Raw genomic sequence first — 24,480 nt, 5'->3', positions numbered from 1 at the left:
GCAACCCGCGCCCGGTCCATGCCCGCCTCGCGGCGGTTTTCTTGACTTAGCGGGTCATTGCCCGTAGGCGACGCTTTCTCATTCTATCGTTGTTACGAAGGAAGCCGCATGGCGCGCGTTACCGTCGAGGATTGTGTCGACAAGATCCCCAACCGGTTCGACCTGGTGTTGTTCGCGGCCCAGCGTGCGCGCCAAATCTCGGGCGGCGCCGAACTGACGCTCGACCGCGACCGCGACAAGAACCCGGTCGTCGCGCTGCGCGAGATCGCCGACGAGAACGTCAAGCCGACGCATCTCAAGGAACAGGTCATCCAGGGCCTGCAGAAGGTTCGCGTCGACGACGACGACGAGGTCGATGCCGTCGGCAGCCTGGCTGCTTCGGCCGAGGCATTGCGGCTTACCGCTGCGGCCCCACCGCGGAACCAGAATCTCGGGGCTGATTACGAGGGTTGAGGCAGCAGGATTAGCGAAAGCTAATCTGCGTCTCGGCCGAAACCCCGGCCGGCGAGCATAGCCCGGCCGACGACGCGGCTTTGCCGCGGCGTGAAATAGAAAAGCCCGCAGACCCAAGAGGTTCGCGGGCTTTCTTCTTGTGTTTATGCCCTCTCCCTGAAGGGGAGAGGGAAGGGGCCCGCGGCACTTGTCGTGGGAAGGGTGAGGGCACGTGCTTCAGGCAAACCGCCGACCCACGCCCTCTCCTTGTTCTCCCGCGAAGGCGGGAGCCCAGTCTGGATCCCCGCCTTCGCGGGGAAACATGCTTATGATTCATTCCAGCCGCATTGCTTGCGACCACCCTGAGGCAGGGCGCCGCGGCTAAGCCGCGTCGTCAGTTGTTGCTGCGCAACGCTGGCCGGGCTTTCGACCGGTCCGAAATAGCAGCGCTATTTCGGGTCTCGGCCTTTAAACCCCTGCGCAACCACGAACCACTCGACCGACCCCTTACGGCTAGCCGGCGGCTTGGCATGCTTCACGGTCTTGAAGTTCCGCTTCATCTCCGCAACCAGCTCGGAATCAGCGCCGCCCGCGAACACCTTCGACACGAACGTCCCGCCCGGCTCCAGCACTTCGCAGGCAAAGTGAAGCGCCGTCTCGACCAGCGCCATCGTCCGCAAAGCATCGGTCTGCGGATGCCCGACCGTATTCGCCGCCATATCCGACAGCACCAGATCGGGCGCGCCACCCAACGCTTCGATCAGCTTGCCAGGGGCTGCATCGTCGAGAAAATCCATCTCGAAGATCGTCACGCCCTCGATCGGATCGACCGGGAGCAAATCGATCCCGACCACCGCCGCCTTGGGTATCCGCCTGCGGATCACCTGCGCCCAGCCACCCGGCGCGATGCCGAGATCGACCACGCGCTTCGAGCCCCGGATCAGCTCGAACCGTTCGTCGAGCTCGATCAGCTTGTACGCGGCACGGCTCCGATAGCCGTCGGCCTTGGCGCGCTTCACATACGGATCGTTGAGCTGGCGTTCGAGCCAGCGCGTCGACTGCGCGGTCCGCTTGCGCGCGGTGAGCACGCGGACATGACCGCCGGACCCGCCCCGGCTCATGCTGCCACTCCTGAGGCTTTTCCGGGCTTGGGTGCGCCCATCAGGCGCCGGAGGATGCCCTCGCGAATGCCGCGGTCGGCGATGCCGAGCCGTTCGGCGGGCCACAAATCCATGATCGTCTCCAGAATAGCACAGCCCGCGACCACCAGGTCGGCGCGCTCGTTACCGATGCACGGCAGCTTGGCGCGCTCCGTGATCGACATATGGGAAAGGTCGGCGCTGATCCGCCGCATCGCCGACGCCGGCACGATGAGCCCGTCAACCACCGAGCGGTCGTAATGGCTGAGCCCGAGATGCACGCTGCCAAGCGTCGTCACCGTGCCGCTGGTGCCGAGCAACCGCGGCCGCTCGATATGCCGGGGCAGCCGTGCGGCGAACCCGGCGAAACTGTCCGCGACGACCTGTCGCATCTTCGCATAGGCGGCGCGGCGGCCGTCTTCGCCCTCACCACCGCCGGCATGTTCGGTCAGCGACACCACGCCCCACGGTGCCGAATGCCAGTCGAGCACGGTCGGGATCGGCGTCGAGGTATCGACCAGCACGAGCTCGGTCGACCCGCCGCCGATATCGAACACGAGTGCGGGATCCTCGCCCGGCTCGATCAGCGCATGGCAGCCGAGCACCGCCAGCCGTGCCTCTTCCTCGGCGGAAATGATGTCGAGGTGGATTCCCGTCTCGGCCAGCGCGCGCGCGATGAAGGCGGGGCCGTTCGACGCCTGCCGACATGCTTCCGTCGCGACCGACCGCGCCAAGGTCACGTTGCGCCGCTGAAGCTTGTCCGAACACACGCGCAGGGCCGCGATCGTCCGCTCGATCGCCGCATCGCTCAGCTTGCCGGTCGAGGCTAGTCCTTCGCCCAGCCGCACGATTCGCGAGAACGCATCGATCACCGCAAACCCGCCGGCCTGCGGTCGCGCGATCAGCAATCTGCAATTGTTGGTGCCAAGATCGAGCGCGGCAAACGCCTGCGCATCGGCCCACCGCCCACGAGAGGGCCGGGTCGCCGCCGGACGGGCAGGACTGCCCTGCCGGAACGGCATTCGGGTGGAAACATCCCCCATCGCCGTAAAACTCGCTATCTATGTCTGCCGCCGCGGGAAAATACCCGCCCGGTGCTTGGATACGAATGTAGCGCCGCGGCGCGATTACGCAAGCGAACTGGCGGAACGGCATCATCTTGGCGTTGACAGCACGAAACCGCCCCCGTAGAGCCCGCCCTCGCTGATGCCCCGTCGTCTAATGGTAAGACTGCGGTTTCTGATACCGCCTATTGAGGTTCGAATCCTCACGGGGCATCCAGCGCTTCCCGCCTGAGCGGTCGAGGCATTCCCGCACGAATTCAGATCGCATCCTGGGTGTAGGCGACGGCGTCTAACGAGCGTCGGGCGCGTCGCCAGCCATGAATCTGGTCGACCGCGTTTACCCGCATGGTCGCGGGACATGACACAAACACCGCTCGCCGCAATTCGCGTAAGGTATGAATATCGCATCGATCATGATGCTCGGCGCAGGCTGGATGCTTGGCATCGCCTCGGCGCTAAAAATGGTGCCCGGAAGAGGACGGGGCTCCAGTGACCGAAAGTCCACAGTTATCCGCGGGTTATCGACTCCGCTTCGGCTGTGATTGTCCCATGTCTTGTACCGGATTTCGAACTGTGTAATCAAGGGGTGGTCGCGGGGAGCCGCGTATACACGGAAGAGGTAAGAGATGCTGATGACGCCGATCAATGCAGGCCTGGATTGCGATGTCCTGGAGCCGGTCAATGAGTTATCTGAAGGGGGCCTGGAGCTTCACCTGGGCGACGGGAACACGTTCGCGGATCACCTTGGCTGCGGCGTCGTCGCGATCGACCAAGTCGACCCTGAGTCCCAGGAAGGCCAAGAGGCCGTGCTGACATCGGCGGGCCTGGAGACCTTGCGGGCCTTCAGCGGCGCGACGGTCGACCTGGGGGAGGGAACTACGGGCCATTACATGGGATGCGGCATTTACGTCGTCGATCAGGTCCCGGCTGACGGCTCAGGGGCACAGCGGATCGTGCTTACACTGGAGGACCTGGAGACCCTGCTGGCCTGGGTGGGCTAGAAAGGCCCTGGAGAGTCACTGAGAGCCTATGGTAGTTATCTGGGGGAAGGGTAGCGGCGGCTCCCGCATGGGGCTCAGTGAGGCTTCCGGTCGGTTTCAGGCGAAGGCCCTTTGGAGGGGCCTGTGGCACACCCCAGACATTCGCAGGACGGCGAGGGACTGATGCACCTACCGCCACCGGGGAATAGCGCCACCGCCGCCCACATCGCCTTCACAGTCACGCTCCTCCCCCCGACGCAGGCCTCTCTAGCAGCCTGGATTGCCGCGACTTCTTCAACTGAGAGCGAGCGACCAAGGCGTCTCTCCTGGTGCGCGATGAACCTGGAGGGCTTCATGTTCCCTCGCGTGCCCTACCGTCTCAGCCTGTTCACGCTATCGACTGCGTGGGCTATCCAGGCGCTGACGATCGCCAAATCCAGCCTATCGGCGAGCGCCATAGCCTCTTCCAGCCGTATCCTCAGGTCCTCTACGGTCTCATCGGGATTGACGGGCATGGAAGTCGACTCGCGTTAACTCTCCGGGTGCGTTCCGTCGTCTTCACGGCAGCAAACGTGATGTAGGTTAACAACCTTTACCTTAAATGCAACGAGGCCCTGCCCTGTCGCTCCTCCCGTGCCCAAACGCCTAGCCGACCGACTACCGCGTTGTTATCATGCCGGAATGAGTAAGACCGTCCCACAGCTTCGGGCCGAGGCTACCGAATACCGCGCTCTCGCTGAGACCTTTGAGGGAGACGCGATGACACAAGCACTACTGGAGACCGCGAAAGCCCTAGAAGAGCTTGCGGAGGACCTGGAGGACCCCGGAGTTCACTACACCCGCCTCGTTTAGTTATGATCTAGGCGCCCTGGGGTGACGGTCAGACGTCGTGCGATCCCGGCACTGGCCTGATGGACCTGATGTCCGGTCGTTTCCCGTCGAGCGTCATGGTCGGCGTCCAGGCGTGGGGGCGCCACGTCCCCGTCCCTTTGCCCTCCAGGGGTGCAGCGAGGAGCACAACGCCAGCCATCGAGCCGATGTAGTGCCGAGTGCCCGGCTGGTCGCTGAGGAGCACCAGGGCGCCTTCCACGACTGCATCCTCTACCAGCATGGGCCCAGAGAAACCGGGGAGCTGGATGGCGACGCTCATGCCCAGGGCCAGCTCCTCCAGGATCGTGTCGACTAGGCAATCCTGCCAAGTCCGCAGGGCCGGTTGGCGTTCGGTATCCATGCCGGCATCTTACGCATCAGTGAGTCAGCGTGAAGTCGAAAAATAACCCCAGCGGGGAAGACGGCCAAAGCATCAATCGCCCGCTAAGACGTTTCTGGCGTGTGGATGGAGACTATAGGGTATGATTAATCTGGAAACCGGCGGCCTTATCGCAGCAGTAGTCGTCGGCTTGTGGCTCTTCCTGCGTCCGACATTCGGCGCGGCGCGATCCGAGGAAGGCACGACCGAGGACTGGAACTGCGATTAAGGCGGCGTGTACACAGGACAAAAAGAAACCCCCAGCCTCCCGAAGGAGACTGAGGGTAGGCGTGATGCTCAGTAGCGGTGAGCGTTTGCGATCAACCACCGCTCGCGGTCGGTCAGGGCGCCCAAGCCGGGAACCTTCGCAGCGTGTGCGGTGGCGAGCTGGTGCTCCCGATCGGTCATAGCTCCCATGCCGGGAAGCTCAGCGGACTGGAGGGCCTGGGTGCGCTGTCGCTGGAGGGCGATCTGGCGCTCCTGGTCCGAGAGGGCGCCGCCGCCGGGTGCGGGACGGAAGAAGGGGGTGAGAGCGCCATTGATGGGGGCGGAACGGGTAGGCATAATATGGTCCATATTCGAAAGGCCTGCGCAGGCTGGTTGTACTATACGTGGCACTATCTGCGGGACGGCGCCGGAGGATCGGTTCCTCTATACGGTCGTACTAATTCAGGAATGGCGGATTTCTGCCGTTTTCTAGATCGTCCCGAATGGGACCCGTGGAGCCCTCAGGAACCCCCTCGGGAAACAGCCGGCCCGATCGATCTCAGCGGCCTTCGGTCCGGCCTGGATGGAACCTGAGGGGGCGATAGGGGACCCAAGCATTATCGCCGTGATCCGTTCCGGTTGTTGTCCTCCTCCTCCTCCTCCTCCGGTTCCAGATCATTGCGGCAATGGGGGCACACGACGGCCTCCAAGTAGGCAGCCTCGGCGCACCAAGGGCAAGTCCGCTTCTTTGAACGGTATCCGGTACGCGCCCGTCTCTCCTCCCGGTCGATCGGTGCCAAACCCACCGCTGCAATTAGTCCCAGAGGCCCGATCAAGATGCCCACGCAGAACCAGTTGGCCCAGTCTCTTCCCCTGCTTGACGCGACTAGCGCCGTGCAAATTGGTACGCTGAGGACATACAGGGCGATGACGATCGTGATCGCCGTCCAGTAGGTCGTGACAAATCCTGTACTCATGAAGCCCCCCGTTTAATCTGACTACCATCTCCCATTCGATCCGGCAGGCCAATAGGCCCCGATCTGGGCGCCTAGCCTCTCCTGCTCCACTCTACCGTTTTCCAGAAATATTCGGGCGCTCGCGTTGGGCGATCCTCCAGGGACCGGCGGGTGTACTCAGGGTCGGACTGGCGCTGTGGCGGCGCGAGCGAAGCCGTCGATTTCGAACCCGCTTGATGACGATCGCAATGGGCTCCCCCGGCTGGGCAGTAGGGGACCCAAGGGGACCCTAAATGTCTGAATGAGCTGAGGTTTTCCTTGTCCCGTGACGTCAGCCGGATGACGGGCGCCGCCGCCGAGCGTAGGGACCTGGAGAGGACTGGCGGCCTTCGTCGAGGACATTGGCGTTTCGGTCCGGCCCTGTCGCGAACCGCCGGGGACATTAGGCCTGAAAGCCGTAGCCTGTGTGCTGATGTGACATTGTAACATAGCGGTGCTAGGCCAGGATAGGACCTGAGGCCCTTCAGTTCGCTCCGTGCCCGGCCTAACTCCCTACCGATCTCTCCGCCCCCTGCCGTCTCAGCCTTCCCACACTGTAGCCTGTAAGCCACGCATGGACCTCCTCGTGCATCTCGGGGGGCCAAGGGCAGTCCATAGGGGTCATGTGGGGCTCGTAGGCCGCCTTAATGCCTTGCCGCTGAGCAAGCGCTACCATGTGCGGTGCCGTGTCCATGATCGCGTAACCCAATCGTCGGACTGCCGTTCCCGAGCCGCACTCCTAAAAGGCCCTTGACCATACCATACAAAACTGTCTAACGAACGTCAGACAGATTTGAACGGAGCGGTAAAGTGATCGAACGGGCTGTGGTTTACTATCGGGTGAGCACCGCACGGCAGGGCGCATCGGGCCTTGGCCTGGAGGCCCAGCGGGTAGCCGTAGAGACCCTGTGCGCCTCGCGGGGCTGGTCGATCGTTGCTCCACCATTCCAAGAGGTCGAGAGCGGCAAGCGTTCGGACCGCCCGGAGCTGCTGAAGGCCCTGGAGCAGGCGAAGCTGACCGGGGCGCGGCTGGTGATCGCCAAGCTCGACCGGCTGTCCAGGGACGCCACTTTCCTCCTCACCCTTCAGGACAGCGGGGTCCGGTTCGTCGCTGCTGACATGCCGGACGCTAACGATCTCACGGTCGGCATCATGGCCCTTGTGGCACGGCAGGAGCGGCAGGCGATCTCCCGGCGGACCAAGGAGGCCCTTGCGGTCGCTAAGGCCCGTGGGGTCCGCCTGGGCAACCCGAACGGGGCGGCAGCGTTCCGGCGGGCCGGCAAGGGCACTGGAGCCGCTATCGCCGCTGTGTCCGCCAATGCCACCTCCAGGGCCGACCAGCTCCGTCCGGTCATCCAGCGGCTCCGGGCGGGCGGCATTGCGTCCCTCGGGGGCCTTGCGGCGGCGTTGAATGAGGAAGGTATTCTCACACCCAGGGGCGGACGGTGGCACGCTTCGTCTGTGCGGAACCTGATGGCACGGCTGGAGCCTCAGGACGCCCAGGAGGACGCGGCGTGACTTCAGTCCGGCAATGGCAGGAGGAGACGTTGGCGTTGGAGGCGGTCATCCTCCGAGAGGATTTCCAGCTCCGGGCGGGCGGGATTGATCGCCAGCACGTCCGCACGCTTCTCGGGATGCTCCAGGCCGGCAAGCCCCTTCCGCCCGTGAAGGTCGCCCGGATTGGCAAAGCCCTGTATCTGGTCGACGGCTTCCATCGCTATTTCGCCCATGAGGACTACGGGGTCTCAGGGATCGAAGCGTCCGTCGCTCGGATGAGCCTGGAGGAGGCCCGAGGGGAGGCGATGATCGCCAACACCACGCACGGGAAGGCCCTGGGCCGTGCCGACAAGCGGAAGGTCTGGGAGGCCTTCGTGGAGGCTGGCCGGCACCTAGAGTCGCCTGAGGTCCCGAAGTCCTCCCGCGTGATCTCGGCGGCCCTTAACGGCATGTACAGCCATGAGACGGTTCGTGCTCGCCTGAGGGAGTTGGGCTTGGAATTGAATGAAGGGCCTACCTTCAAGCCGTGGAGTGACGGGGAGGGGCCGGAGGAGGACGGCGACGATCTGGAGGGCCCGACGATCGATCTGCTGACGGCGTGGCGGACTGACGAGGCTGGCCGGCACCTGGAGGCCTTCGCGGCCCTACTCCATTCACTTGAAGAGGAGGACCGGAGGGGACTACTGGCCGCCGCCCGGACCCTGCTGGCGGCCTGGGAGAACGGCGAGGGACCGGCGAGACCCTTGGAGCCGGCGGTCGCCCATCCGTTCTAAGGAGGCCGGCGGGGGCCTTCAGGGGCCTCAGGATGTTGTTATCGGTAAAACAGGCGGAAACCCGCAGAAAACCTCATGTCTTTCGGCTCGGCGTGTCAAATTTGACAGTGCGGGGAAATGGTCGGCGTTTACGCTCATGTCCAGGGTTTCACACCGCTCAGGTCGAGACCGTCGAACCGTAGTCGGTCGAGTGCGAACCCTAGAGGGCTCAGGTCGCCGTAGCTTTCCCCTGCCGTCTCGTCGGGCAGCTTGTGGCCCTGGATGTACGCCATGTTTTCCCGAGGGATGCCGCTGGCTCGGGCCGCCGTGCTCCAGGTGTGGCGGAACTCGCGTGTAGGTTGCCGTCCCGTCCCCCGTAGGTGAACGCCGTTCGCTGTCAGGTAGTCGCTCCACCACAAGCCCAAGCCGGAAAAGAGGTAGCCCCTTCGGCCCTTCGTCCTGAGCATTGGGAAAAGCGCGACCTCCTTAGAGTCCAGCAGGCTTTGGCGGTAGCGAAGTAGGCCCAGGTCGATCAGCGGCTGGGGGATCGGGAAGCTCCTGGGGCTCTCGTCGGTCTTCAAGCCCTGTCGACCTTTGTGGGGGTGTTCGCCCTCGTCGGTGATGCGAAGGACCCAGCGGCCAGTCTTGGCGTCCCTGTAAATGTCGTCGACTAGGAGTTGCGCGGCTTCCTCAGGCCTTGCCCCCGTGAAGAGGAGGAGAAGCGGAACCCAGTAAGAAGCGTGCCCCTTGCCTCCGAGGGGCCTAGAGCCTTCGGTGAACAGCGGGAGCGCAAAGATCGCCGCCAGCTCGCCGCTGGAGAACCCCTTGGGCGTGCGGGGCTTCTTTGTCCGGTCCAGGTCATGGTCCTTGAACGGGTTGGGTGCTTCTCGGTCCAGCCGGCCTCGTTGGCCCGCCTGGGTCCAGCGTGCCCCGAGAGCACTGAGGTGTTGCACGAGCGTCTTGGCGGACAGCCGGGGAACCTCAGGCCGGTCGTGGTAGAGTTCGATTAGGGCAGGCAGTGGGACCTTGCGAAATTCTTGGGGCAGCTTGGAGGGGCGCTGGGCCAGGAGTTCAAGCCAATCAGCTACCATCGCACGGTTGATCTCGTCGGGGCGGGGGGCGCCTACGGACTCCCGGAAGAACCGGAGCGCCGTCCTCACACTCTCCTTCGTCGTAGCGCTCATGGGCTTTGTGGGGCTCTCCATGAGTGCCTCTACGATCGCCTCGAATGTCTGGCCGGTCCGGGCGGGGGCCGCTGGCAGCGGGGCGACGCTGGCGGGCTCGGCTGGGCGCGGCGGGACGACGGGCGTGGGGACGTCTTCGCCCTGGAGGCGCCGGAGGATGGCCTGCCATGTCTCAATCTGGGCATCATGGAAGGCGCGGACGTAGCCGATAAACTCCGCCCCAGTGCGGTCTACCAAGACGCCGTGTAGTTCCGCGTGGTCAAAGGCCGGTCCTCCCCACTGACTGAGGATCGTTTCCATGTCCCCAAGGGCGCGAAGCTGGAGTGCTTCCGTCAGGTCCGCCCGGCAATTCTCCTCCAGTCGCTGACGGGCCTCCAGTTTCCTTTCAAGGGGGCGAGCGGTCCACCGGGCTTCCTGTTCTAGCTCCAGGTCGTCGGCTTTGAAGGCAGTCACGAGGTAGGCGATTAGGTCCGGTGTGAGTGCGTCGACCGTGCCGGTAGCCTTCCGGTCCTCCACGGCCTGAGCGGCGAGGGCGTGGCGCACGTCCGCTTCGAAGCGCTTGATGGCTTGGTCGTACAGTCGGAACGCTTCCGGCGTCATGTAACGCTTGGCCCGCAATGGGACCTTCAGCTCCCGCTGTCCGGCCTTCGGCAGAAAAGTTCGGATGGCTTCGGGGTAGGCGCGGCGGAAAATGAGGCGGCCTGTTGGTTCTTCGCGAACCCAATTGAGCGACTTGCCCATGACGGAGTTTGTCCCATTCCTTGTACCGGATTTGGGAGGGTAACTCACGGGAATGTGGACTTTTCTCGTCGCCTCAACCCCTTACGGGGAAAATGGTGCCCGGAAGAGGACTCGAACCTCCACGACCTTGCGATCGCCAGCACCTGAAGCTGGTGCGTCTACCAATTCCGCCATCCGGGCACGGGGTAGGAGGGCGCCTCTAGTGGACGGTCGCGATGCTTGTCAACACACCTCTTGCTGGGGCAAGGGGCGCGGAGGCAAAAGAAATTGGACGGACGGCGATGAACGACAAACTGGTGACGCTGATCGGGGGCGGCGGTTTCGTCGGCCGCTATGTCGCACAGGCGCTGCTGGCGACGGGCGCCCGCGTCCGCATCGCGCAGCGCGATCCGCGGCAGGCGTTTTTCCTGAAGCCGCTCGGCGGACTCGGCCAGACGCAGTTCGTCGGCGCCGACGTCACCAAGCCCGAGACGATCGCGCATGCGGTGCACGGCTCGGACGTCGTGGTGAACCTGGTCGGCGTACTGGCGGGCGATTTCCAGCGCGTACAGGCGCTCGGTGCGCAAACGGTCGCGGAAGCCGCTGCCAAGGCCGGCGTGGGCGCGCTGGTCCATGTCTCGGCGATCGGTGCCGATCCTGACTCGGCATCGGCCTATGGCAAGTCGAAGGGGCAGGGCGAGGCAGCGGTGCTCAACGCGTACCCGAACGCGACGATTCTCCGGCCATCGATCGTGTTCGGCCAGGAAGACCAGTTCGTGAACCGCTTTGCCGGCATGATCGCCAAGGCGCCGGTCGTCCCGGTCCTGCGTGCAGGGGCGAAGTTCCAGCCGGTGTTCGTCGGCAACGTGGCGGACGCGATCGTCGCGGCAGCGGCGGCACCAGAGACATTCGGCGGCCAGACGCTGGAGCTCGGCGGCCCCGACGTCATCACGATGGGCAATCTGATCCGCTGGATCGCAAAGACCATCGGCCGCGATCCCTCGATCGTCGAGCTTCCCGATTTCGCCGGGGCGATGATCGCCAAGGCCGGTTTCCTGCCGGGCATGCCGATCACCAGGGATCAGTGGGCAATGCTGCAGACCGACAACGTCGTGACCGGCACCGATGGTCTGGCGGCGCTCGGGATCGATGCGACGCCGTTGTCGACGGTCGCGCCGGGCTGGCTGGTCCGCTTCCGCAAGGCCGGACGCTTCGGCCGCCGCGCCGAGACGCATGCGGAAGTCCCTGTCACCTGAACCTGCGCGTGCTACGCTACCCTGACACCGCCCTGACATCGCCCTGACCTACCGCGCCGGAGCTGCCGCTTGACCGAACTTCTCACCGTCATCCTCCTCGGCATCGTCGAGGGGATCACCGAATTCCTGCCCGTCTCCTCGACCGGTCACCTGATCCTGGCCACGCGGCTGCTCGGGTATGATGCGGGGCGCTGGGAGGTGTTCAACGTCGTCATCCAGCTCGGCGCGATCCTCGCGATCGTCGTGCTGTATTGGCGGACGTTCTGGGCGGTCGGCATGGGGCTGATCCGCCGCGAGCCGAAATCGTGGCTGTTCCTGCGCAACCTCGTGGTCGCATTCATCCCGGCTGCGGTGATCGGCCTCGCGCTCCACAAGCATATCGAGGCGCTGCTCGGGAACGCCGAAGTCGTTGCGATCGCGCTGGTCGTCGGCGGCTTCGCGATCCTCGCGGTCGAGCGGTTCGCGCCGCGCAGCGACATCAGCGGCGTTGCGGACATCCCGCTGAAGACGGTAATCGGCATCGGCTTCCTGCAGTGCCTTGCGATGGTCCCCGGCGTCAGCCGCTCCGGTGCGACGATCCTCGGCGCGCTGGCGCTGGGCGTCGAGCGGCGCACCGCGGCGGAGTTCAGCTTCTTTCTCGCAATCCCGACGATGCTGGGGGCGAGCGCGCTCGAGCTGTTGAAGAACCGCGATGCGATCGCGAGCGGCGGCGGTGTCGGCCTCGGCGCGATCGCGATCGGCGCCGCGGTATCTTTCATCGTCGCACTGCTGGTGGTGAAGTGGTTCGTCGGGATCGTCACGAAGCACGGGTTCGTGCCGTTCGCCCTCTACCGCGTCGTCGCCGGTTCGGCTGCGCTGATCTGGCTACTCAGCAATTAGGGCCGTTGCGGTATCAATAAGCCTATTTGAGAACTGCTCGCACGAAATTGGGCTCATTAGTTGGTTTTATTAGGCAGTATAACTGACCTATGTGCTGTTTTAGTCGTGACAAGCCTTCGATCGCGCAATAACGCGGCTGTCGGAGGCTATCATGGCGAACGATTCGATGCTCAAATTTGTCGGCCGGGAGCAATCCTATCCTGACAAGCGCACCGCCCACGAGCGGGCCGACGATTTTCGCGAGATCGCGCAACGCTATGCCGTCGAGCCCGCGGAAGAGCAGGCCGGACGCTGCTCGCAATGTGGCGTGCCCTATTGCTCGGTCCATTGCCCGCTGCACAACCACATTCCCGACTGGCTCCGGCTGACCGCGGAAGGGCGGCTGCGCGAGGCCTATGAGCTCAGCAATGCGACCTCGACCATGCCCGAGATTTGCGGTCGGATCTGCCCGCAGGACCGGCTGTGCGAAGGCAATTGCGTCATCGAGTTCACCGGGCACGGGGCTGTCACGATCGGCTCGGTCGAGAAGTTCATCACCGATACCGCCTGGGAGAATGGCTGGGTCGAGCCGCTGGTCCCCGGCAAGTCGCGCGGCCAGTCGGTCGGCGTGATCGGTGCAGGGCCGGCAGGCCTGACCGCCGCCGAATATCTGCGCGGCCACGGCTACGACGTGCACGTCTATGACCGCTACGACCGCGCGGGCGGGTTGCTCACCTACGGCATTCCCGGCTTCAAGCTCGAAAAGCCGATCGTCATGCGCCGCGTCGAGCGGCTCAAGGCGGCCGGAATCGTCTTCCACGAAGGCTTCGCGGTCGGCGCCGATGCGAGCCTCGACGATCTCCGCCAGCGCCACGACGCGATCCTGATCGCGACCGGCGTCTACAAGGCGCGCGCGATGGATCTTCCCGGCGGTGGATCGAACGGCGTGGTCGCCGCACTCGACTTCCTCGTCGCGTCGAACCGCAAGGGCTTTGGCGACGCCGTCCCCGCCTTCGACGACGGCAGCCTCAATGCGGAGGGCAAGGACGTCGTCGTGATCGGCGGCGGCGACACCGCGATGGACTGCGTCCGCACCGCGATCCGCCAGGGCGCCAAGTCGGTGAAGTGCCTCTACCGCCGCGACCGCGCCAACATGCCCGGCTCGCAGCGCGAAGTGACCAACGCCGAGGAAGAGGGCGTCGAGTTCGTCTGGCTCTCCGGCCCGCAAAGCTTCGACGGCGGGGATACCGTGTCGAGCGTCAAGGTCCGGAAAATGCGTCTCGGTGCGCCCGACGCGAGCGGCCGCCGCGCGCCCGAACCCGATCCCGCCGGCGATTACTCGGTCGACGCGGACCTCGTCATCAAGGCGCTGGGCTTCGACGCCGAGGATTTGCCGACGCTGTTCGCCACCCCCGAACTGGGCGTCAGCCGCTGGGGCACCGTGCTGGTCGACGGCAAGACGCTGATGACCTCGCTCGACGGCGTGTTCGCGGCGGGCGACATCGTCCGCGGCGCCAGCCTCGTCGTCTGGGCGATCCGCGACGGCCGCGACGTCGCCGCGACGATGCACAAGTGGCTGAAGACCAAGGCAGCCAACGCGAAGGTGGCAGCATGAGCAACGAACAGGGTTCCCCGATGATCGATCAACGCGCTCGTCTCGCCGCTGAAGGCATGTACCGCCCTGAATTCGAGGGCGATGCGTGCGGCGTGGGTCTCGTCGCCGCCACCGATGGCCGCGCCTCGCGCCGTGTCGTGCAGTCTGCGGTCGATGCGCTGAAGGCCGTCTGGCACCGCGGCGCGGTCGACGCCGACGGCAAGACCGGTGACGGCGCCGGCCTTCACATCGACTTGCCCGTCCGGTTCTTCGACGATGCGGTCGCCGCCTCGGGTCACAAGGTCCGCCCGAACCGTCTCGCGGTCGGCATGATTTTTCTCCCCCGCACCGATCTCGGCGCGCAGGAGGATTGCCGGACGATCGTCGAGAGCGCGATCATCGAGGCGGGCTACACCATCTATGGCTGGCGCCAGGTGCCGGTCGACGTGTCGGTGATCGGCACCAAGGCGCAGCTGACGCGTCCCGAGATCGAGCAGATCATGATCGCCGGGCCCCTGCCCGAGGAGCAGGACGCCGCCGAGTTCGAGAAGACGCTCTATCTCGTCCGCCGCCGGATCGAGAAGCGCGTGATCGCCGCCCAGATCCAGGGCTTCTACGTCTGTTCGCTGTCGTGCCGCTCGATCATCTACAAGGGGCTGTTCCTCGCTGAATCGCTGTCGGTCTTCTACCCCGATCTCTGCGATCAGCGCTTCGAGAGCCGCGTCGCGATCTTCCATCAGCGCTATTCGACCAACACCTTCCCGCAATGGTGGCTGGCGCAGCCGTTCCGCTGCCTCGCGCACAACGGCGAGATCAACACGATCCGCGGCAACAAGAACTGGATGCTCTCCCACGAGATCCGCATGGCGAGCCTCGCGTTCGGCGATAATTCTGAGGACATCAAGCCGGTGATCCCGGCGGGCGCATCCGACACCGCCGCGTTGGACGCGGTGTTCGAGGCGATCTGCCGCTCGGGCCGCGATGCGCCGACCGCCAAGCTGATGCTCGTCCCCGAAGCCGCCAGCCCGGACATGCCGGCCGAGCATACCGCGATGTACCAGTATCTCGCGTCGGTGATGGAGCCATGGGACGGACCCGCCGCGCTCGCGATGACCGATGGCCGCTGGGCAGTCGCCGGCATGGACCGCAACGCGCTGCGTCCGCTGCGCTACACGCTGACCTCCGACGGTCTGCTGATCGTCGGGTCGGAGAGCGGCATGGTCGTCGTTCCCGAATCCACGATTGTCGCCAAGGGCCGGCTCGGACCGGGCGAGATGATCGCGGTCGACCTCGAAGAGGGCATCCTGTTGCAGGATCGCGCGGTGAAGGATCGCATCTCGGGCGAGGCGGATTACGCCGCGATGATCGGCGAATTCCACACGCTCGCCGACCTGCCCTCGGTCGAGGACGCGGTCGTGCGCTACGACCGCGCCGAGCTCGCACGCCGTCAGGTCGCGGCGGGCCAGACGATGGAGGACATGGAACTGATCCTGTCGCCGATGGTCGAATCCGCGAAGGAAGCGATTGGCTCGATGGGCGACGATACTCCGCTCGCGGTCATCTCCGACAAGCCGCGGCTGATCAGCCAGTTCTTCCGCCAGAACTTCTCGCAGGTCACCAACCCGCCGATCGACCCGTTGCGCGAGCGCCACGTGATGTCGCTCAAGACGCGGTTCGGCAACCTCGCCAACATCCTCGACGTCCGTGACCAGCGCGAACGCGTGCTGGTGCTCGATTCGCCGGTCCTGACGGGCGAGCATTGGTCGCGGCTGAAGGCGCATTTCGGTAACGCGGTCGCCGAGATCGACTGCACGTTCGACGTCGGTGGCGGCCCGGAAAAGCTCCGCGCGGCGATCCAGCGGATCCGCAACGAGGCGGAGCAAGCCGTCCGCCAGGGCAAGAGCGAGATCTTCCTCACCGACGAGGCGATCAGCGAAGACCGCGTCGGCATCGCCGGCGTGCTCGCGGTCGCCGCCGTCCATACGCACCTCGTCCGCCGAGGCCTGCGCTCCTACGCGTCGATCAACGTCCGCACCGCCGAATGCCTCGACACGCATTATTACGCCGTGCTGATCGGCGTCGGTGCGACCACCGTGAACGCCTATCTCGCCGAGGCCGCGATCGTCGATCGCCAGTCGCGCGGGCTGTTCGGCGATCTCGACCTCGCCGAATGCCTCCGCCGCCACCGCGTCGCGGTCGAGGAGGGGCTGCTCAAGATCATGTCGAAGATGGGCATCGCGGTCATCTCGTCCTACCGCGGCGGCTACAACTTCGAAGCCGTCGGCCTCTCGCGCAGCTTGGTCAACGACCTGTTCCCCGGCATGCCCGCCAAGATCAGCGGCGAGGGCTATGCCTCGCTCCACGTCAACGCGACCGACCGCCACGAAGCCGCGTTCGATCCGGCGGTGGCGACGCTGCCGATCGGCGGCTTCTATCGCCAGCGCCACACCGGCGAGACGCACGCCTATTCCGCGCAGCTGATGCACCTGCTCCAGACCGCGGTCGCGACCGACAGCTATACGAGCTACCTGCAATTCTCCCGCGGCGTGTCCGATCTGCCGCCGGTGTACCTGCGCGATCTGCTCCAGTTCAACTTCCCCGCGGAGGGCGTGCCGGTCGATCAGGTCGAGGCGATCACCGAGATCCGCAAGCGCTTCGTCACCCCCGGCATGTCGCTCGGCGCGCTGTCGCCCGAGGCGCACGAGACGCTGGCGATCGCGATGAACCGGATCGGCGCCAAGGCCGTCTCGGGCGAGGGCGGCGAGGACAAGTCGCGCTTCGTACCCTACGCCAACGGCGACAACGCGAACTCGTCGATCAAGCAGGTCGCGTCCGGCCGATTCGGCGTCACCGCGGAATATCTGAACGCGTGCGAGGAGATCGAGGTCAAGGTCGCACAGGGCGCCAAGCCCGGCGAAGGCGGCCAGCTGCCCGGCTTCAAGGTCACCGAGTTCATCGCCAAGCTGCGTCATGCGACGCCCGGCGTGACGCTGATCTCGCCGCCGCCGCATCACGACATCTACTCGATCGAGGATCTCGCCCAGCTCATCTACGACCTGAAGCAGATCAACCCGCGCGCTCGCGTCTGCGTTAAGCTCGTCAGCTCGGCGGGCATCGGCACGGTCGCGGCGGGTGTCGCGAAGGCCCATGCCGACGTGATCCTGATCGCCGGCCATGTCGGCGGCACCGGCGCTTCGCCCCAGACGTCGATCAAATACGCCGGCACGCCGTGGGAAATGGGCCTGTCGGAGGTCAACCAGGTGCTGACGCTCAACGGACTGCGCGGTCGCGTGCGGCTGCGCACCGATGGCGGGCTGAAGACCGGTCGCGACATCGTCATCGCCGCGATCCTCGGCGCGGAGGAGTTCGGGATCGGCACGCTGAGCCTCGTCGCGATGGGCTGCATCATGGTCCGCCAATGCCACTCGAATACGTGCCCGGTCGGCATCTGCACGCAGAACGATGCGCTTCGCCAGAAGTTCGTCGGCACGCCCGAGAAGGTGATCAACCTGATGACCTTCATCGCCGAGGAAGTCCGCGACATCCTCGCGCGGCTCGGCGTGAAGAGCCTCGACGACGTGATCGGCCGCACCGAGTTCCTGCGCCAGGTCAGCCGTGGCGCGGAGCATCTCGACGATCTCGACCTGAACCCGATCCTGGCGAAGGTCGATGCGGATGATTCCCAGCGCCGCTTCAGCCTGTCGACCTTCCGCAACGAAGTCCCCGACAGCCTCGACGCGCAGATCATCAAGGACGCGTCCGCGGTGTTCTCGCGCGGCGAGAAGATGCAGCTGACCTATTCGGTGCGCAACACGCACCGCGCGGTCGGCACGCGGTTGTCGAGCGAGATCACGCGGAAGTTCGGCATGTCGACGCTGGCGGACAACCACGTGACGATCCGGCTGCGTGGCTCGGCGGGCCAATCGCTCGGCGCGTTCCTGTGCAAGGGGATCACGCTCGAAGTGTTCGGCGATTCGAACGACTATGTCGGCAAGGGACTGTCGGGCGGCACGATCATCGTCCGTCCGGCGGTGAGTTCGCCTTTGGCGAGCCAAGAGAACACGATCATCGGCAACACCGTGCTCTACGGCGCGACATCGGGCCGGCTGTTCGCGGCAGGGCAGGCGGGCGAGCGTTTCGCGGTCCGCAACTCGGGCGCGACCGTGGTCGTCGAGGGCTGCGGCGCGAACGGCTGCGAATACATGACCAACGGCATCGCGGTCGTTCTCGGCGCGGTCGGCGCGAACTTCGGTGCGGGGATGACCGGCGGCATGGCATTCGTCTACGATCCCGACGGCGTCTTCGCAAAGCGCGCCAACCCGGAGAACATCACCTGGGACCGCGTGAAGTCGCTCCACTGGGCCGACGTGCTGCTCGACCTGGTCCGTGATCACGCCGACCATACCGACAGCAAATGGTCGAAGGGCCTGCTCGAGGACTGGGACCGGGTAGCCGGCCATTTCTGGCAGATCGTGCCGAAGGAAATGCTGACCCGCCTGAGCCATCCGCTCGACGACAGCGCGGAGTTGGTTGCCGCGGAATAATCCCCAGCCCTTACACCACCCGGGCGCCCGCTGGGGTGGTGTAAGTTAGATGGGTTCACGCGGAGACGCGGAGACGCGGAGCTAAAGTCCCTCTGCATCTCTCTTATTGCGATCGGTGGTGAAGGAGCTTCGCTCGCAGGGAACGCAACACCTCCGCGTCTCCGCGCCTCCGCGTGAACCAAATCTTCGCGGCGCCAACCCGCGCTAGTGACACACCCGCCCCCCACCGCCTAAACGATGGGCATGTGGCAGCTTTATCAATTCCCCCTGTGTCCCTTCTCGCGAAAGGTCCGCCTGCTGCTGGGTGAAAAGGGCGTCGGCTATGAACTGGTGCGCGAATCGCCCTGGGATCGCCGCGACGAGTTCATGGACATGAACCCCGCCGGCCAGACCCCGGTGATGGTCGACGCGTCGCGCGGCGTTGCCCCGCTGATCGATTCGATGGCGATCTGCGAGTTCTTCGAGGAAACCGTCGAGAAGGCGGCGATGATCAACGGCACCGCGACCAACCGCGCCGAAATCCGCCGCCTGGTCACGTGGTTCGACACGCATTTCTACCGCGACGTCACCGGCCCGCTGCTCCACGAGCGCATGGTCAAGCGCCTCGCCCACCGCACCGCTCCCGACGCGAAGGGGCTCCGGGAAGCGATGAAGGCCGCGGTCGGGCATCTCGATTACATGGATTACCTGCTCGATCACCGGAACTGGCTCGGCGGCGCGACCATGAGCCTCGCCGATCTCGCGGCGGCGGCGCAGATCTCGGTCACCGATTACCTCGGCGGGATCGACTGGAAGGGCCACGACCAGACCGCGCGCTGGTATCGCGGCTTCAAGAGCCGCCCGAGCTTCCGCCCGCTGCTGTCCGAACGGATGGAGCTGATCTCACCCCCGGCGCATTACGACAATGTCGATTTCTGAACAAATAGCGTTCCCGGACTTCGAGAAGGTCGACATCCGCGTCGGCACGATCGTCGAGGCCGAACCCTTCCCGGAAGCGCGCAAACCCGCAATCAAACTCCGGATCGATTTCGGCGAAGAAATCGGCGTGAAGCGCTCGTCCGCGCAGATCACCGAACACTACACGCCGGAGACGCTGATCGGCCGCCAGGTCGCCGCGGTGGTCAACTTCCCGCCGCGCCAGATCGGCCCGATGATGTCCGAAGTCCTGACGCTCGGCTTTCCCGACGCGGACGGGAAAGTGGTGCTGATTTCGCCGACCGGACAGGTCCCGAACGGTGGTCGCCTGTTCTGAACCGTCAAATCCCCGCTTGATTCTGTTCTCCCGCGAAGGCGGGAGCCCAGGGTACCAAGCGCAACGCCCGTGGTTCCTGGACCCCCGCTTTCGCGGGGGAACGGTTGGCGGGGAGACGCCTCTCGATAGAGGCCCTTAAGACCGCAGGTCGTTCTGCGTGATCGGCACGATCTTCACCTCGACGCGACGGTTCGCCGCACGACCTGCATCGGTATCGTTCGACGCAATCGGCTGCGTTTTGCCATAGCCGCGCGTGCCGATGCGCGCGCTCTGCACGCCGTGGCCCGAAAGATAGTCCGCAACCGACCGCGCCCGACGTTCCGACAGCGTCTGGTTGTACGCATCGCTACCGGTCGAATCGGTGTGACCGTACACGTCGACATACGTCTGGTTGTACTGCGACAGCGTGTCGGCAACCTGGTCAAGCGTGCGCTGGAACTGCGGCTGCACGTCGGCGCTATCATACGCGAACGTGATGCCCGACGGGATGTTCAGCACCAAGTCGTCGCCCTGGCGGATCACCTGCACGTCGGTGCCGGCGGTGCGTGCGCGCAGGTCGCGCTCCTGCTTGTCCATATACGCGCCGATCCCGGCACCAGCGAGACCACCGATGCCCGCGCCAAGCAGCTTCTCGGTCCGGTCGTGCCGCCCACCGACCACGTCGCCGAGCAGATAGCCACCGAGCGCGCCGCCGATGCCGCCAAGCGCGGTCTTCGAAATCGTCTGGCGTCCGGTTTCCGGATCGGTGGTGCAGCCGCTGGTGGCGACGAGCGCGGCCAGTGCCGCACCGATGATCAGCTTGGTCTTCACGAAATTTCTCCCTTTGGCATGTGCCGGATAACCCGGTGTCGGTGGCGATTGTTCCGCATCCGCACTGAACCCGGGATGACCATATCGGCGAGCATGTGTCGAGCATGGTTGTGCGCCGGGCCGTTGTCCTGCAAAGAGACGCTGAGCCAATGGCACCGCTTCCCCCTTCCCCTGGATCGACGTCGCGATCATCCTCGCGCTGGTCGCGTTGAACGGCGTGTTCGCGATGAGCGAACTCGCGATCGTTTCCGCGCGCAAAGCCCGGCTCGAGGCGATGGCGCGATCGGGCAAGAAGGGCGCGCGCGCTGCGATCGTCCTTGCGGCGGACCCCGGCAAGTTCCTGTCGACGGTTCAGATCGGCATCACGCTGATCGGTATTCTCGCCGGCGCCTATTCGGGCTCCAGCCTCGGCATGCCGACCGCGGCGCGGCTACAGGCTTGGGGGCTCTCCGCGTCGACCGCGGAAACCGCCGGGTTCGCGATCGTCATCGGTCTCACGACCTTCGCGTCGCTGATCATCGGCGAACTCGTCCCCAAGCAATTCGCGCTGCGGGCACCCGAAGCGATCGCGTCTTTCATGGCACCGGTAATGCGCTGGCTCGCGATCGGTACGGCGCCGGTCGTCTGGGTCCTCGATTCCACCAGCGCGTTGATCTTCCGCATCCTCCGCCTCAACCGCGAGACCGAGGAGCATGTCACCGCCGAGGAACTTCACCTCATCGTCGCCGAAGCCTCGAAGTCGGGCGTGATCGAGGAGCATGAGCGCTCGATCATTTCGGGCGTCGTGCGGCTCGCCGATCGCCCGGTCCGCGAAGTGATGACGCCGCGCACCGAGATCGACTGGCTCGACTGCAACTGGGGGCCGGACGAGATCCGCGCTACCCTGCTCGCGTCGCAGCATACGCGTCTGCCGGTTGGCGAAGGCTCGATCGATACCGTCAAGGGCGTCGTCCAGGCCCGCGACATCGCCGCGGCCCTGTTTCGCGGCGACCCGCTCGACCTGCGCGCGCTGATGCGCAAGGCCCCGGTGGTGATCGACCAGATCGATGCGATGGACGCCCTGCTCGCGCTGCGCGAGGCCGAAGTGCCGATGGCGCTGATCCACGACGAATATGGTCATTTCGAAGGCATAGTGACGCCGGCCGATCTGCTCGCGGCGATCGCCGGCGAGTTCAAGTCGGATGCCGATCCCGACGATGCGCCTTCGGTAGTGGTCCGCGAAGACGGCTCGTTGCTGGTGGCGGGGACGATGGCGGCGGATTCGCTCGCCGACCGCCTCGGTATCGACCTCCCCGAGGACCGCGACTACGCGACCGTCGCGGGACTGGCGCTGTCGGTGTTCCGTCACCTGCCGGGCGAGGGCGAGAGCTTCGTCGAACAGGGGTGGAAGTTCGAGATCGTCGACCTGGACGGGCGCCGTATCGACAAGTTGCTGGTGAGCGAAGTCTGAGGGCTGCTCTTCCGTCGACGCAGGATGATACTGGGCGCCCACGTTTTCCGTTCGCCCTGAGCGAAGTCGAAGGGTAAGCCTAGAGCGCAGGTGCTTCGACTTCGCTCAGCACGAACGGGCAGGGAAGACGGCCCCAAGGCCCGTCATCCCAGCGCAGGCTGGGATATCCCCGTTTGGTAAGCGACATATCCCAACCGGGAGACCCCAGCACGCGCTGGGGTGACGGGTATTGGAGCGGCCATCACACTCCGTTCTCCCGAGTAGCGGCTGAGCTCGTCAAGCGGCGTATCGAAGGACAGGTTGGCGCGCGGACCCCATGCTTCGGGGTAGGGCGCCGCTCTCACAATCCGTCATCCCAGCGCACGCTGGGATCTCCCCGTTTGATGCACGACATATCCCAACCGTCACCCCAGCATGCGCCGGGGTGACGGTTCTGGCCGGAGATGGCGCGTTAAGGCCTGGTCGTTGCGTGGACGGCCGGTGCATCGACGACAGGCGCCTCGACCACCGGAGTCGCTGCCGCCCCGTCGGTCGGCGGTACGGCTCCCGGCTCGAGATCACTCGGCACGAACGGCACGACACTGGGGGGTGGACCCGACATACCCGCGGGATCGCCCTCGACCCGCCCGTGCAGATGATCGATCTCCGCCTGCCGCCGGTTGAGATAGAAGGCGCGGGTCGCCCCATACGGATCGGGCGAATTGTCGTGAAGGTCCTTCAGCGTCTCATCGAACTCCGACCGGTGATCGAGCGCACCCAGAATACCCGCGGGAATAGTGTACGTCGCGCTGGTGAACGGTTTGCCGACGCCGATCGGCAGGATCAGGCGATCGACCGCACCACCCAGCAGGTCGCGGATCGTCGTCGGGCCGACCAGCGGCAGGAACAGGAACGGCCCGTTCTTCACGCCGTAATAGCCAAGCGTATTGGCAAACCCGTTCGAGCGCCGCGGCAGGTGGAAGGGCTTGCGCTTGGCCATGTCCAGCACGCCGACCGCGCCGATCGTCGAGTTGATCGCGAACCGCCCGACGGTCTCCGCGGCCTTGCCGGGCTTGAACTGAAGCAGGAAGTTCAGGAAGACGATCGGCTCGCGCAGATTATAGAGGAAGTTGTGAATGCCGCGCCGGATCGGGCTCGGCACCGTCTTCTTGTAGGTCCGCGCGACCGGGCCGATCACCGCATCGTCGACCTTCTGCGTGACCGCGAACGATTCAGCGTTGACCGCGCGTAACGGATCGCCTGCCGGCTCCTTGCGGCCGGTGACGATGATATCGGTCTGCAAGGCATGGTCGGTCGACGGGGTGTTCAGCGGCGCCGGACCGACTGGGGGGATCGATTGGGTCGGAACCTGAGGCACGAACGCCACCGCAGGAAGCGCAGCGACCAACGCCAGCGGAGAGACCGCCATCGACGTCGGCATTGGCGGTACGGGAAAATCCCCTGCGAACGGCGATGGAGTCGCGCCGGGCAACGCGATCGGCGCGGACGTCGAATGCACCGGCACGGCGGTCAACAGCATCGCACTCATCATCGCCAGCATGTGCACTCATCGCCCTGTCTATCGGCTGCCCCCATAGTTCGAGGTGCAACGCGCCTGACATGCCCGTCGCCGCGTGCGGGGCATAGAGCCAATCGACATTCCGCCGATCGGGCGTCGTGGCCGGCGGCCCACCCGTCTCGCGTTACAGCTTGCCGAACACCGCCTCGAAGCCGGCCTTGTCATCGGCTGCCAGCAGGCGCGCCTGTTCGATCCACCGGTCGCGCCCCATGCGCCCGGTGAAGTTGCCGAGTTGCGCATCGATCGTCTGCGCCTCGCCGTCGGACAACGCCGCCATCTGGCCGACCGTCGTGACGCCGAGTTCGCCGAGCCGCGTTGCGACCTTGGGCCCAAGCCCCTTGAGCTGCGTGATCGGCCCGTCCGCATAGGATTGTGCAGGCGCAGCCGGTTCTACTGGTGCGCTTGCTACAGGCGCGGCGGGAGCGACTTCCGTAGCCGGGCTGGCCTCGAGCGGCGACGCCGCGGCGATCGGCTCGTCGACGAGCCGGTCGGGCGTCTCGGGAACGCCAGCGACCGGCGCGTCGGCGATCGGCGGCAAGGACGGCGCGACCGGGATCGGCGCAGGGGCGCTCTGGACGGGTGGCGCGCTCGGTGCCGCGGCGGGCGCCGTGGGGGCAGGGGCGGGGGCAGGGGCGGCGGCGGGGGCGGGTGCGACCGTCTGCGTTTGCGACTGCGCGGGCTGGCGCTCTTGGACCGCCGGCGTGACGGGCTCTGGCGGCACGCCCGCTTCCTCGGCGTTCGCGATCACCTCGCGCGACGCCTTCACGCGGCTCCGTTTGGCACGGATACCCCACAACAGCCCGACGATCACGAGAAGCGCGAGCACGCCGATGATCGTGAAATGGATCGCCGTCAGCGTGGCGATGCTGTCGGGCAACAGGCTCAGGCCCGAGGCGGAGGCCGGGGAAGTTTCGTTCATTCCCATACCGTAGCGTCACG

The 24,480-nt window shown here is 65.5% G+C and carries 20 protein-coding genes and 2 tRNA genes; 13 read left to right on the top strand and 9 right to left on the bottom strand.

Going from position 1 to position 24,480, the window contains the following annotated elements:
• Positions 1 to 108 precede the first annotated feature (108 nt).
• Positions 109 to 453, top strand: coding sequence for a DNA-directed RNA polymerase subunit omega (gene rpoZ / locus SJY41_RS15500; RefSeq protein WP_133020221.1), 345 nt, complete (start codon positions 109 to 111; stop codon positions 451 to 453).
• Positions 454 to 881: 428 nt separating this feature from the next.
• Here rpoZ and SJY41_RS15495 read toward each other — a convergent pair whose 3' ends face one another.
• Together SJY41_RS15495 and SJY41_RS15490 are read right to left on the bottom strand one after the other, a co-directional pair.
• A complete protein-coding gene (locus SJY41_RS15495; protein WP_056053985.1) occupies positions 882 to 1,553 on the bottom strand; it encodes an RlmE family RNA methyltransferase in 672 nt (223 codons plus the stop codon).
• Positions 1,550 to 2,593 carry a Ppx/GppA phosphatase family protein gene (locus SJY41_RS15490; protein ID WP_380783111.1) on the bottom strand — a complete coding sequence of 348 codons (1,044 nt, stop codon included), beginning with the start codon at positions 2,591 to 2,593 and terminating at the stop codon, positions 1,550 to 1,552. The genes SJY41_RS15495 and SJY41_RS15490 overlap by 4 nt, the downstream gene beginning before the upstream one ends.
• A 185-nt stretch (positions 2,594 to 2,778) precedes the next feature.
• Here SJY41_RS15490 and SJY41_RS15485 point away from each other — a divergent pair.
• Positions 2,779 to 2,852: transfer RNA gene (locus SJY41_RS15485), tRNA-Gln, on the top strand.
• A gap of 415 nt (positions 2,853 to 3,267) precedes the next feature.
• Positions 3,268 to 3,636 carry a hypothetical protein gene (locus tag SJY41_RS15480; protein WP_380783110.1) on the top strand — a complete coding sequence of 123 codons (369 nt, stop codon included), beginning with the start codon at positions 3,268 to 3,270 and terminating at the stop codon, positions 3,634 to 3,636.
• Positions 3,637 to 4,495: 859 nt separating this feature from the next.
• Here the strand turns inward: SJY41_RS15480 and SJY41_RS15475 are convergent.
• Positions 4,496 to 4,846, bottom strand: coding sequence for a hypothetical protein (locus SJY41_RS15475; protein WP_380783109.1), 351 nt, complete (start codon positions 4,844 to 4,846; stop codon positions 4,496 to 4,498).
• Positions 4,847 to 4,967: 121 nt separating this feature from the next.
• Here SJY41_RS15475 and SJY41_RS15470 point away from each other — a divergent pair, with 121 nt between their 5' ends.
• Entirely contained in the window at positions 4,968 to 5,093 is a 126-nt protein-coding gene (locus SJY41_RS15470) for a hypothetical protein (protein WP_380783108.1), read from the top strand.
• Between the two features lie 68 nt (positions 5,094 to 5,161).
• Here the strand turns inward: SJY41_RS15470 and SJY41_RS15465 are convergent, their stop codons facing one another.
• Positions 5,162 to 5,428 (bottom strand): hypothetical protein, encoded by a 267-nt coding sequence (locus SJY41_RS15465; protein ID WP_380783107.1) that lies wholly within the window; start codon positions 5,426 to 5,428, stop codon positions 5,162 to 5,164.
• A 1,448-nt stretch (positions 5,429 to 6,876) separates the two neighbouring features.
• On the opposite strand from SJY41_RS15465, the gene SJY41_RS15460 reads away from it, so the two are divergent.
• Both SJY41_RS15460 and SJY41_RS15455 read left to right on the top strand, forming a co-directional pair.
• Positions 6,877 to 7,584, top strand: a complete 708-nt coding sequence (locus SJY41_RS15460) for a recombinase family protein (RefSeq protein WP_380783106.1) — start codon at positions 6,877 to 6,879, stop codon at positions 7,582 to 7,584.
• A 29-nt stretch (positions 7,585 to 7,613) separates the two neighbouring features.
• Complete coding sequence (locus tag SJY41_RS15455; RefSeq protein WP_380783105.1) at positions 7,614 to 8,336, top strand: hypothetical protein; 723 nt, start codon at positions 7,614 to 7,616, stop codon at positions 8,334 to 8,336.
• A gap of 134 nt (positions 8,337 to 8,470) precedes the next feature.
• Here SJY41_RS15455 and SJY41_RS15450 read toward each other — a convergent pair whose 3' ends face one another.
• Positions 8,471 to 10,240, bottom strand: a complete 1,770-nt coding sequence (locus SJY41_RS15450) for a hypothetical protein (protein ID WP_380783104.1) — start codon at positions 10,238 to 10,240, stop codon at positions 8,471 to 8,473.
• Between the two features lie 93 nt (positions 10,241 to 10,333).
• Positions 10,334 to 10,420: transfer RNA gene (locus SJY41_RS15445), tRNA-Leu, on the bottom strand.
• Between the two features lie 101 nt (positions 10,421 to 10,521).
• Between SJY41_RS15445 and SJY41_RS15440 the strand changes: the two genes are divergently transcribed.
• The 6 genes from SJY41_RS15440 to SJY41_RS15415 all read left to right on the top strand — a co-directional run bounded on the left by SJY41_RS15440 (position 10,522) and on the right by SJY41_RS15415 (position 19,723).
• Positions 10,522 to 11,475: a complex I NDUFA9 subunit family protein gene (locus SJY41_RS15440; protein WP_380783103.1), complete on the top strand. Its 954-nt coding sequence runs from the start codon at positions 10,522 to 10,524 to the stop codon at positions 11,473 to 11,475.
• 69 nt (positions 11,476 to 11,544) lie between these two features.
• Positions 11,545 to 12,354 (top strand): undecaprenyl-diphosphate phosphatase, encoded by an 810-nt coding sequence (locus SJY41_RS15435; protein ID WP_380783102.1) that lies wholly within the window; start codon positions 11,545 to 11,547, stop codon positions 12,352 to 12,354.
• A gap of 151 nt (positions 12,355 to 12,505) precedes the next feature.
• The gene (locus tag SJY41_RS15430; protein WP_380783101.1) at positions 12,506 to 13,948 is read left to right on the top strand and encodes an NAD(P)-dependent oxidoreductase; all 1,443 of its coding nucleotides are present in this window, start codon (positions 12,506 to 12,508) and stop codon (positions 13,946 to 13,948) included.
• Positions 13,945 to 18,471, top strand: a complete 4,527-nt coding sequence (gltB, locus tag SJY41_RS15425) for a glutamate synthase large subunit (RefSeq protein WP_380783099.1) — start codon at positions 13,945 to 13,947, stop codon at positions 18,469 to 18,471. Before SJY41_RS15430 ends, gltB begins: the two co-directional genes overlap by 4 nt.
• A gap of 243 nt (positions 18,472 to 18,714) precedes the next feature.
• The gene (locus SJY41_RS15420) at positions 18,715 to 19,389 is read left to right on the top strand and encodes a glutathione S-transferase family protein (RefSeq protein ID WP_056054264.1); all 675 of its coding nucleotides are present in this window, start codon (positions 18,715 to 18,717) and stop codon (positions 19,387 to 19,389) included.
• Positions 19,376 to 19,723, top strand: coding sequence for a tRNA-binding protein (locus SJY41_RS15415; RefSeq protein WP_380783097.1), 348 nt, complete (start codon positions 19,376 to 19,378; stop codon positions 19,721 to 19,723). Before SJY41_RS15420 ends, SJY41_RS15415 begins: the two co-directional genes overlap by 14 nt.
• Before the next feature lie 135 nt (positions 19,724 to 19,858).
• Here the strand turns inward: SJY41_RS15415 and SJY41_RS15410 are convergent, their stop codons facing one another.
• Entirely contained in the window at positions 19,859 to 20,533 is a 675-nt protein-coding gene (locus SJY41_RS15410) for an OmpA family protein (RefSeq protein WP_380783096.1), read from the bottom strand.
• 226 nt (positions 20,534 to 20,759) lie between these two features.
• On the opposite strand from SJY41_RS15410, the gene SJY41_RS15405 reads away from it, so the two are divergent.
• Positions 20,760 to 21,983, top strand: a complete 1,224-nt coding sequence (locus SJY41_RS15405; protein WP_380783095.1) for a hemolysin family protein — start codon at positions 20,760 to 20,762, stop codon at positions 21,981 to 21,983.
• A gap of 451 nt (positions 21,984 to 22,434) precedes the next feature.
• Here the strand turns inward: SJY41_RS15405 and SJY41_RS15400 are convergent, their stop codons facing one another.
• Complete coding sequence (locus SJY41_RS15400) at positions 22,435 to 23,523, bottom strand: VacJ family lipoprotein (RefSeq protein ID WP_380783094.1); 1,089 nt, start codon at positions 23,521 to 23,523, stop codon at positions 22,435 to 22,437.
• Positions 23,524 to 23,665: 142 nt separating this feature from the next.
• The gene (locus SJY41_RS15395; protein WP_380783093.1) at positions 23,666 to 24,460 is read right to left on the bottom strand and encodes a hypothetical protein; all 795 of its coding nucleotides are present in this window, start codon (positions 24,458 to 24,460) and stop codon (positions 23,666 to 23,668) included.
• Positions 24,461 to 24,480: the final 20 nt, after the last annotated feature.

The organism is Sphingomonas sp. R86520, from assembly GCF_042466285.1.
In the GTDB taxonomy this organism is placed as follows: Bacteria; Pseudomonadota; Alphaproteobacteria; order Sphingomonadales; family Sphingomonadaceae; genus Sphingomonas.
The sequence above is the reverse complement of the archived record's forward strand: the minus strand, read 5'-3'. Positions and strand labels throughout refer to the sequence as shown.